This window comes from Bowmanella dokdonensis (assembly GCF_017254865.1).
GTDB lineage: Bacteria > Pseudomonadota > Gammaproteobacteria > Enterobacterales > Alteromonadaceae > Bowmanella > Bowmanella dokdonensis.
Genome location: NZ_JAFKCV010000246.1, coordinates 1 through 324, shown reverse-complemented (window position 1 = coordinate 324; position 324 = coordinate 1). Strand labels below are relative to the sequence as shown.

The 324-nt window shown below is 47.8% G+C and carries 1 protein-coding gene; it reads left to right on the top strand.

Annotation, left to right across the window (positions count from 1 at the left end; all coding sequences use genetic code 11):
- Positions 1-258 (top strand): hypothetical protein (locus J0A66_RS22420; protein ID WP_206576035.1); only part of this gene is annotated, 258 nt, incomplete at its 5' end.
- Positions 259-324: the final 66 nt, after the last annotated feature.

Genomic DNA, 324 nt, shown 5'->3' with positions numbered 1-324 from the left:
CTGTTCTTGTCATTTCAGGAGCTCGTTGACAAGAATCGCTTAAGCCGGGCGTTACCCCATGGCCAAATGCAGGTTTTAGGTGACGACATTGAAGTGACTATCCGAGAGATCAGTAACGGCGAACGTCCACGCATTTCCGTTAAGCTGGTTAGTGCGAACACATTACAAGCCGCACACCTCAAAGCACTAAAACAAATGATGAGTCAGGAATTAGGCCGCGAGGTCGAACTGGAAGCCGAATTGAGAATCAGGCAATAAGGACATAAAACATGGATAGCTTGCAGATCATCGCTGCGTTAACCCCCATAGGCTCAACCTTTTTGC